The following is an 8697-nucleotide window of genomic DNA, read 5'->3' on the forward strand; positions in this document are numbered from 1 at the left end:
AATATGATTCGTAAAGGTAGTAATAAAACGTTCATTCACGATGAGAACAGTGTTGGATTGGACGTGAAAAGTCACCAAGAATGTGCAGCTATTTTTCGACGTGCTAAACGTTTTATTTGCTATGATGATTACACTGCCATTATTGGGATTATATGTCGGGGCATAGATAAAAAATTGCATAATTATTGTATATCTAATTTATAACTAGTGCTTATTGTACAATAAACTTTCAATTTTTGTTAGAAGATGAGTATATTAATAGGATAAGAGATAGAGGATAGTTTTAAATAGTAAAAAACCTCCACTATTGTGGAGGTTTTTCTGAAAAATTTCAAATTATTTTGTGCTTGGAATACTGAAGCGTTTGTTGAAGCGCTCAACACGACCACCGGTGTCAACAACACGTTGTTTACCGGTATAGAACGGGTGGCAGTTGCCACAAACGTCTAAGTTTAAATCTTTACCCACAGTTGAACGGGTTTTAATCACGTTACCGCAAGAACATGTTGCAGTAATTTCTACATATTTAGGATGAATACCTTGTTTCATTATAGAAAACCTCTAACGAAGCCATATCGCCACTAGAGCATACTACTTAGCTGTCTAGTACCATATGTATTAATAAAAAGCAGGACAATCGCCCTGCAACCAAAAGAGCGGGTATTTTACGTAAGATCATGATAAATAGCAATCAGTTTTTTATATTGATAAGTAAACGTTTGCCTAGAATTGTCGGTGTAATTTTGTGAACTTGATCACATTTTATCATGATGATTTTACGCAAGTATTTGTAAAAATAGTGTAGAATCTACGAATTATTTTACGTTAATTTCTTTCTAGGAGTAAATAATGGCAGAACGTAGAGAACTGGCAAATGCTATCCGTTTTTTAAGTATGGACGCAGTACAAAAAGCAAATTCAGGTCATCCTGGTGCACCAATGGGGATGGCAGATATTGCGGAAGTGTTATGGCGTGATTTTTTATCACATAATCCAACCAACCCGGCATGGGCAAACCGTGATCGCTTCGTACTTTCTAACGGACACGGCTCAATGTTAATTTATAGTCTGTTACACTTAACAGGCTACGATCTTTCAATTGAAGATTTAAAACAGTTCCGTCAATTACACTCTAAAACCCCGGGGCACCCGGAATATGGCTATGCACCAGGCGTTGAAACCACAACAGGTCCGTTAGGTCAAGGGATTACCAATGCGGTAGGTATGGCGATTGCAGAAAAAACGTTAGCGGCACAATTTAACCGTAAAGGTCACGAGATTGTAAACCACTACACTTATGCGTTCTTAGGTGATGGCTGTTTAATGGAGGGCATCTCACACGAGGCTTGTTCATTAGCAGGCACTTTAGGTTTAGGCAAATTAATCGCTTTCTATGATGACAACAATATTTCGATTGACGGTCACGTGGATGGTTGGTTCTCTGACGATACTGCAATGCGTTTTGAGTCGTACGGCTGGCAAGTTATCCGCAATGTTGATGGACACAATGCGGAGCAAATTAAATTTGCAATTGAAAATGCACAAGCAGAAAAAGATCGCCCAACATTAATTATCTGTAAAACCATTATCGGTTACGGCTCGCCAAATAAATGTAACTCACACGATTGTCACGGTGCACCATTAGGTGATGCAGAAATTGCAGCTGCACGTGAATACTTAAAATGGGAACACGCACCTTTTGTTATTCCAGCTGAAATCTATGCAGAATGGGACGCAAAAGCAAAAGGCTTAATTGCAGAGAAAGAGTGGAATGCAAAATTTGCAGCTTATGAAACCGCTTACCCGGAGCTTGCGGCTGAATTTAAACGTCGTGTTGCAGGTGAATTACCAGCGAACTGGGCGGCAGAATCACAGGCATTCATTGAAAAATTACAAGCAAACCCGGCAAACATTGCAAGCCGTAAAGCATCACAAAATGCGATTGAAGCTTATGCACACCTTCTTCCTGAGTTTTTAGGCGGTTCTGCAGACTTAGCGAGTTCAAACTTAACATTATGGTCCGGTTCAAAACCGATTCGTGCGGATTACAATGTGGATGGCAACTACATCAACTACGGCGTGCGTGAGTTCGGTATGTCAGCGATTATGAACGGTATCGCTTTACACGGTGGCTTTATCCCATACGGTGCAACCTTCTTAATGTTTATGGAATATGCACACAATGCGGTGCGTATGGCGGCGTTAATGAAACAACGCTCATTATTCGTTTACACCCACGACTCTATCGGTTTGGGTGAAGATGGCCCAACTCACCAACCGGTCGAACAGACTGCGGCATTACGTTTAATTCCAAATCTTCAAACCTGGAGACCGTGCGACCAAGTCGAATCTGCGGTAGCGTGGAAAGCGGCAGTTGAACGTAAAGATGGTCCGAGTGCCTTAATCTTCACTCGTCAAAACCTGGCTCAAATGGAACGTACCCCGGAACAACTTGCCAACGTGGCTCGTGGTGGTTATATCCTACGTCAATGCTGTGAAAAAGGCGATTGCCCGGATTTAATCTTAATCGCAACCGGTTCGGAAGTAGAGTTAGCGATGAAAGCGGCGGATGTATTGAGTGCCGAAGGGCATCAAGTGCGAGTGGTTTCCATGCCAAGCACTAATGTGTTTGACGCACAAGATGAAGCTTATCGTGAAGCGGTATTGCCAAGCTCGGTAACCAAACGTGTAGCAATTGAAGCGGGTATTTCAGATTTCTGGTACAAATATGTCGGCTTTGGTGGTCGTATTGTTGGCATGAATAGTTTCGGCGAATCCGCACCGGCGGGCGAATTATTCAAACTCTTCGGCTTTACCGTCGATAATGTGGTCGCGAAAGCGAAAGAAATTTTATAATACCTTCGATGAAATGACGAAAAACGGACTGGAGACAGTCCGTTTTTGTTTTTACAAGCGGTCGGATCCGATATCTTTTTTGCAAAAATATCGGCGGAACTGACCGCTTGTAAGCTATCCGCTTTACTCTTCGTCGAAGAATTCCATGGATGAGTTCGGTGTTTCAGGGGGATTGTCATATAACCAATTGGCTAAGCGGGCATAATCCGCCAGGCTTAAATTTTCCGCCCGTGCGTTTAAATCTACACCTAAGCCTTCCAGCTGCTCGGCACTGAAAAGTGCGGAAAGCGCATTTCTTAAGGTTTTACGCCGTTGGTTAAACGCCTGTGTGGTTACGCGGTTTAACCAATAGACATCTTTCACCGGATGAGGGAGGGTTTTATATGGCACCAAACGGACTACCGCCGAATCGACTTTCGGTGCCGGTTTAAATGCGGAAGGCGGCACTTCTAAGACCGGCATGACTTGGCAATAATATTGTGCCATGATGGTTAAGCGCCCGTAGGCTTTACTGTTCGGTGCGGCACACAACCGTTTGACCACTTCTTTTTGCAACATAAAATGCATATCTTGGACAAGGTCGTGAAATTTAAATAAGTGGAACATCAATGGCGTGGAGATGTTGTAAGGTAAATTACCGAATATCCGCACGCCTTGTCCTTCAGGTAAATTGAGGCTGTTGAAATAATCGCGGAAATCAAAGCGCAGCGCATCTTGTTCAATCACCGTTAATTTATGGTTTAAAAAAGGATGGTGACGTAGCCGTTCGGCTAAATCGCGATCCAGTTCGACGACGGTCAGTTTATCGACCAACTCGGCAACCGGTTCGGTTAATGCACCGAGGCCGGGGCCGATTTCCAGTAAAAATTGCCCGTTTTGCGGGTGAATGGCGGCAACGATATGATGGATAACGTTTTGATCGTGTAAAAAGTTTTGTCCGAAACGTTTACGGGCAGTATGTCCTAGGTGTTTTTTGGTATTCGGGCTCATTATTTTCCTTACAAGCGGTATGATTTTCGCAATATTTTGCAAATTTGATAAAACAAAGAACCCCGCACGGAGCGAGGTTCTTTCAATTGAGGTTATTTTACTCGTTTATGTATTTAATTTCAGCACGATTTTTCAAAGCTTTAACCCAGTCTTTGGACGCTTCTTGCGCTTGCTTATTGACTAATTGTTCATACGCTTTCTGCAGATAAGCATCTTCGGTACGATCGCCTTGGCGGGTATCAGTGACTTTCAAAATATGCCAACCGAATTGCGATTTAAACGGGGCGGTAATGGCTCCTGTTTTGCTTTGTTTTGCCGCTTTGGCGAAAGCCGGATCGTATGCATCTAAAAAGTTCCAACCTAAATCACCGCCGTCTGCGCCGGATGCGTAGTCAACGGAGTTTGCTTTGGCGGCATCTTCAAAGGTTGTTTTGCCCGCTTTAATATCGGCAACAATACTGTTGAGTTTCGCTTTTGCCTGTGCGTCATTGAGTACAGGGGTGGTTTTAATCAGAATATGACTGATACGGTGTTCCGTACCGGTCACCGGTTTCAAACTGCCGTTGGCTTTGGCATTATCAAGCATCTGCTTTGCCAACCCTTGTACGTCTTGTGGTTGTACTTGAATCGATTTCCCGATAGCTTGGTTACGCACTTGTTCCATCATAATTTGATGGGCGATTTGTTGGCGGTATTGATTCAATGTAATGCGTTGTGAATCCAAATAATCCAATAATTGACCGTAAGTAATGCCGTTTTGAATCGCAATATTTTCAATAATTTGGTCAACTTGCGCATAATCGACTTTGATGCCGGATTCTTGGATTGCCCGTTGTACAAGGAAATCATCGATCACACTGTCTAATGCAACTCGTTGATTGGTTTCGGTTTTGGCTTTTTTGCCCAGTGCTTTGAGAACTTGGCTTTGCATAATCGGATAACCATCGACGGTGGCAACAACACGCTCTTCAGCCGATACGTTTTGTGATACGGCAAACAGAGTGCATGCAGCAAGTAATAATGATTTTGTAAACTTCATTTTTTATTCCTATAAAAGGTCGTTAACTTAAACAATAGTGGTTGCTTAGAATCAAAATTTAAAAAAAGGTTCAGAGTGATTGAATTTTCTTAATCACGTTGGTGGTTGAACATCCGTTTTCAAAATTGAGCACGCGTACCTCGCCGCCGTTTGCCCAAACTTCCTTGCTGCCGGCAATGTCTTCCGGTTTGTAGTCGCCGCCTTTAACTAAGAGATCGGGTAAGATCTCGCTGATCAAACGTTGCGGCGTATCTTCGTCAAAAGGGACAACCCAGTCAACGGATGCCAAGCCGGCAAGAACCGCCATGCGGGCATCGAGATCGTTAATCGGGCGGGATTCGCCTTTTAAACGTTTGACGGAGTGGTCGGTATTGACGGCGACAATTAGGCGATCACCGAGTTTACGGGCGTTATCCAAATAAGAAACATGCCCCGGATGAAGAATGTCGAAACAACCGTTAGTCATGACGATTTTCTCACCGCGTTGTTTGGCTTGGCGGACAATCGCTTTGAGGGTATCTTCGTTCATTACGCCGAACCCGGTTTCGGTTCGCTGGTGAATCGCTTGTTCCAATTCACTCGGTGTCACGGTTGAGGTCCCCAATTTTCCGACAACGATACCCGCCGCAGCATTGGCTAAATAACAGGCTTCCTCCAACGGTCGGCCGTCGGCTATCGCCGTTGCCAATACGCTGATTACCGTATCGCCCGCGCCGGTCACATCGTAGACTTCTTTAGCTTGGGTCGGTAAATGGAAGGCCGGTTGATTTGGGCGGAGTAGGGTCATCCCTTTTTCCGAGCGGGTAACGAGCAGCGCGGATAAATCATAATCGGCAATCATTTTGAGCCCTTTCGTTACGATATCGTCGTCGTGATGACAAACACCGGCAACCGCTTCGAACTCAGACATATTTGGAGTGAGTAATGTTGCGCCGCGATAACGTTCGAAATCGGTTCCTTTCGGATCAATTAAAACGGGTACCTTGGCGTTACGGGCGATTTGAATCATGTGTTGTACGCCGTTTAATGTTCCTTTACCGTAGTCGGATAAGATCAGTGCACCGTAAGAGGCAATTTCCGCTTCCAGTTTGGCTAACAGCGGTTGGTAATCGACGTTATGAAAACCTTCTTCAAAATCTAACCGCAATAGCTGCTGATGACGTGACAAAATGCGTAACTTGGTAATGGTCGGATGGGTATCGACGGCGACACAATGATTTCTAATCCGGTGCGAATTGAGCAATTTATCCAATGCCGAACCGGCATCGTCTTGACCAATCAAGCCGTGCAGGGTGACCGGTACATTTAAACTTGCAATATTCATTGCAACGTTTGCGGCACCGCCGGCCCGCTCTTCATTTTCCTGAACTTTTACAACCGGTACCGGTGCTTCGGGAGAAATACGGTTCGTCGAGCCGAACCAGTAACGATCAAGCATCACATCACCCAAAACAAGGACGTTTGCACGATTAAATTGAGGAGAGTATTGCATCATCATAATGAGCCTCTATTTTTTGTTTTTCTTAATAAATTTCATTAAACGTTTACGTTTACGCAATTGACTTGGCGTCAGTTTATTCCGTCTGCCGGCAAACGGGTTATTGCCTTCTTGAAATAACATGCGAATCGGCGAACCGATAATTCTTAAACTCTTACGGTAATAATTGGATAAATAGCGTTTGTAAGAATCCGGTAATTTATCAATCTGATTGCCGTGAATGACGATAATCGGCGGATTATAACCACCCGGATGGGCATATTTTAATTTTACACGGCGACCGTTGACTAACGGCGGCTGATGTTCATCCGTCGCCATTTGTAAAATACGGGTGAGCATGGAAGTCGTGCATTTTTTGGTCGCACATTGATAAGCTTCTTGAATCGAGCCGAATAAATTACCGACGCCGCTACCGTGCAGTGCCGAAATAAAATGAACGCGGGCAAAATCAATAAAATCCAAACGGCGATCCAATTCGGATTTAATGTGATCTTTGATGTCTTGAGATAATCCGTCCCATTTATTCACGACAATCACTAACGATTTTCCGGCATTTAAAATAAAACCGAGCAGGGAAAGATCTTGATCGGAAACGCCGTCACGGGCGTCGATGGTGAGCAGAACGACATTGGCATCTTGAATGGCTTGTAAGGTTTTGATAACCGAAAACTTCTCAACGGCTAAATGCACTTTTCCGCGTTTACGCACCCCTGCCGTATCGATAATGGTATAGGCTTGTCCGTCGCGTTCCATCGGAATATAAATGGAGTCTCGCGTCGTCCCCGGCATATCGAAAACGACGACGCGTTCTTCACCTAAAATGCGGTTGGTCAGTGTCGATTTACCGACATTCGGACGACCGACAATTGCGATTTTGATATTTTTATCGTCAACCGTTTCATTCTCCTCGTCCAAGGCATCGTCGAGCAGGGCGGTGTCTTCTTCATTATCGAAGTCAAAGTCGCTGTCCCATTCGTCTTGTTCGTCATTTGCAAAATATTCGTCGGATCCGACCGCTTGTTCTTCAAGTTGTTCGGCTAACGGCGCTAAAACTTGTTCCATCAACTGGGTTACACCGCGACCTTGTGCCGCTGCGATCGGTTGTACGTCGCCCCAGCCCAATTGATAGAATTCGGCGATATGCGAATCGGCATCGATACCGTCGGTTTTATTCGCCACGACGACCGTGGTTTTATCCCGTTGGCGTAAATAGTGTGCAATGCCGATATCCGCCGGCAGCAAACCGGCACGGGCATCGACTAAAAATAACACCACATCGGCCTCTTCTATCGCCACAAGCGATTGTTCCGCCATTTTTTCTTCTACGCCTTCTTCCGTACCGTCGATACCGCCGGTATCAATCACGATAAAATCACGACCGGCAATATTGGCTTGACCGTACTTACGATCGCGGGTTAAACCGGGAAAGTCGGCAACAAGGGCGTCACGGGTACGGGTTAATCGGTTAAACAACGTAGATTTTCCTACGTTAGGTCTGCCCACCAGGGCAACAACAGGAGTCATATAAACCTCAATGAATCGGCTATGCGTTGCAATAGCTATACAAAATAACACTATTATAGCCTAAATTGACGTAAATCGGATAATGTAAAAAAACAAAACTCACCGACAAGCGGTGAGTTTGAGGGAAAATATTGCAAATCGGTTATGTTCGATGGTCAATGTTCGTCCAGTTTTAGTGCTTGGGAAAAACTCTGTAGCCCTTTGACATTGCCGTGTTTCGCCATGGATTGTAGGGCTTGGGTCGGGGCGTGCAGGAGTTGATTGGTCAATTTATAACTCAGTTCGTGCAGAACTTTTTCGCTGTCTTGACCTTGGCGAACGGCGGCTAACGCTTTTTCCAATAAATCCAACCGAATCTCTTCGGCATTTTGACGATAATGTTTGATTAAGTTGCTCGATTGTTGCTGTTTAAGCCAAGCAAAAAAATCTTTTGCCTCTTCATCAACAATCTCTTTAGCCTGTTCGGCGGCTTGTTGGCGCTGCGCAAGATTTTGCTGAATGATGTGTTGCAAATCATCGATACTGTAAGCGTACACGCCGTCCAATTCGGCGGCTTTTTCGTCAATGTCACGCGGGACGGCAATATCAATCAATAACATCGGATCAAAGCGGCGTTGCTTTTGCGCGGTTTCAACCATTGCTTTGCTAATCAAGATCTCCGGGCTGCCGGTCGAGCTGATCACGACATCTGCCTGATTTAACCCGACTTGTAAGGCGCTGAGCGAGAGGATTTGCATTGGCGCATTCAATCGTTCCGCCAACATTTCCGCCCGAATATGAGTACGGTTGG

The 8697-nt window shown here is 44.7% G+C and carries 6 protein-coding genes and 2 pseudogenes; 2 read left to right on the forward strand and 6 right to left on the reverse strand.

The window, feature by feature from the left end; translation table 11 throughout:
- Positions 1 to 204: pseudogene (locus tag ACEYKX_RS01035) on the forward strand (hypothetical protein); the annotation flags it as partial.
- 132 nt (positions 205 to 336) lie between these two features.
- Here ACEYKX_RS01035 and rpmE read toward each other — a convergent pair.
- Positions 337 to 549, reverse strand: a complete 213-nt coding sequence (gene rpmE, locus ACEYKX_RS01040; RefSeq protein ID WP_111750308.1) for a 50S ribosomal protein L31 — start codon at positions 547 to 549, stop codon at positions 337 to 339.
- A 300-nt stretch (positions 550 to 849) separates the two neighbouring features.
- On the opposite strand from rpmE, the gene tkt reads away from it, so the two are divergent.
- Positions 850 to 2856 carry a transketolase gene (gene tkt, locus ACEYKX_RS01045; RefSeq protein ID WP_373767878.1) on the forward strand — a complete coding sequence of 669 codons (2007 nt, stop codon included), beginning with the start codon at positions 850 to 852 and terminating at the stop codon, positions 2854 to 2856.
- A gap of 123 nt (positions 2857 to 2979) precedes the next feature.
- On the opposite strand, the gene rsmA is transcribed toward tkt, so the two are convergent.
- The 5 genes and pseudogenes from rsmA to hemA all read right to left on the reverse strand — a co-directional run.
- The gene (rsmA, locus tag ACEYKX_RS01050; RefSeq protein ID WP_373767879.1) at positions 2980 to 3846 is read right to left on the reverse strand and encodes a 16S rRNA (adenine(1518)-N(6)/adenine(1519)-N(6))-dimethyltransferase RsmA; all 867 of its coding nucleotides are present in this window, start codon (positions 3844 to 3846) and stop codon (positions 2980 to 2982) included.
- A 97-nt stretch (positions 3847 to 3943) separates the two neighbouring features.
- A complete protein-coding gene (locus ACEYKX_RS01055) occupies positions 3944 to 4885 on the reverse strand; it encodes a peptidylprolyl isomerase (RefSeq protein WP_373767880.1) in 942 nt (313 codons plus the stop codon).
- Positions 4886 to 4955: 70 nt separating this feature from the next.
- A complete protein-coding gene (gene hldE, locus ACEYKX_RS01060) occupies positions 4956 to 6383 on the reverse strand; it encodes a bifunctional D-glycero-beta-D-manno-heptose-7-phosphate kinase/D-glycero-beta-D-manno-heptose 1-phosphate adenylyltransferase HldE (protein WP_373767881.1) in 1428 nt (475 codons plus the stop codon).
- Positions 6384 to 6392: 9 nt separating this feature from the next.
- Entirely contained in the window at positions 6393 to 7907 is a 1515-nt protein-coding gene (der, locus tag ACEYKX_RS01065) for a ribosome biogenesis GTPase Der (protein ID WP_373767882.1), read from the reverse strand.
- A gap of 155 nt (positions 7908 to 8062) precedes the next feature.
- Positions 8063 to 8697: pseudogene (gene hemA, locus ACEYKX_RS01070) on the reverse strand (glutamyl-tRNA reductase); the annotation flags it as partial.

This window comes from Glaesserella sp. (assembly GCF_041817755.1).
Taxonomy (GTDB): domain Bacteria; phylum Pseudomonadota; class Gammaproteobacteria; order Enterobacterales; family Pasteurellaceae; genus Glaesserella.

Excerpts from the sequence above, each read along its gene's own strand:
- der (WP_373767882.1), bottom strand. The coding sequence starts at position 7,907 with ATGACTCCTGTTGTTGCCCTGGTGGGCAGACCTAACGTAGGAAAATCT.
- hldE (WP_373767881.1), bottom strand. The coding sequence starts at position 6,383 with ATGATGATGCAATACTCTCCTCAATTTAATCGTGCAAACGTCCTTGTT.
- rsmA (WP_373767879.1), bottom strand. The coding sequence starts at position 3,846 with ATGAGCCCGAATACCAAAAAACACCTAGGACATACTGCCCGTAAACGT.
- rpmE (WP_111750308.1), bottom strand. The coding sequence starts at position 549 with ATGAAACAAGGTATTCATCCTAAATATGTAGAAATTACTGCAACATGT.
- ACEYKX_RS01055 (WP_373767880.1), bottom strand. The coding sequence starts at position 4,885 with ATGAAGTTTACAAAATCATTATTACTTGCTGCATGCACTCTGTTTGCC.
- tkt (WP_373767878.1), top strand. The coding sequence starts at position 850 with ATGGCAGAACGTAGAGAACTGGCAAATGCTATCCGTTTTTTAAGTATG.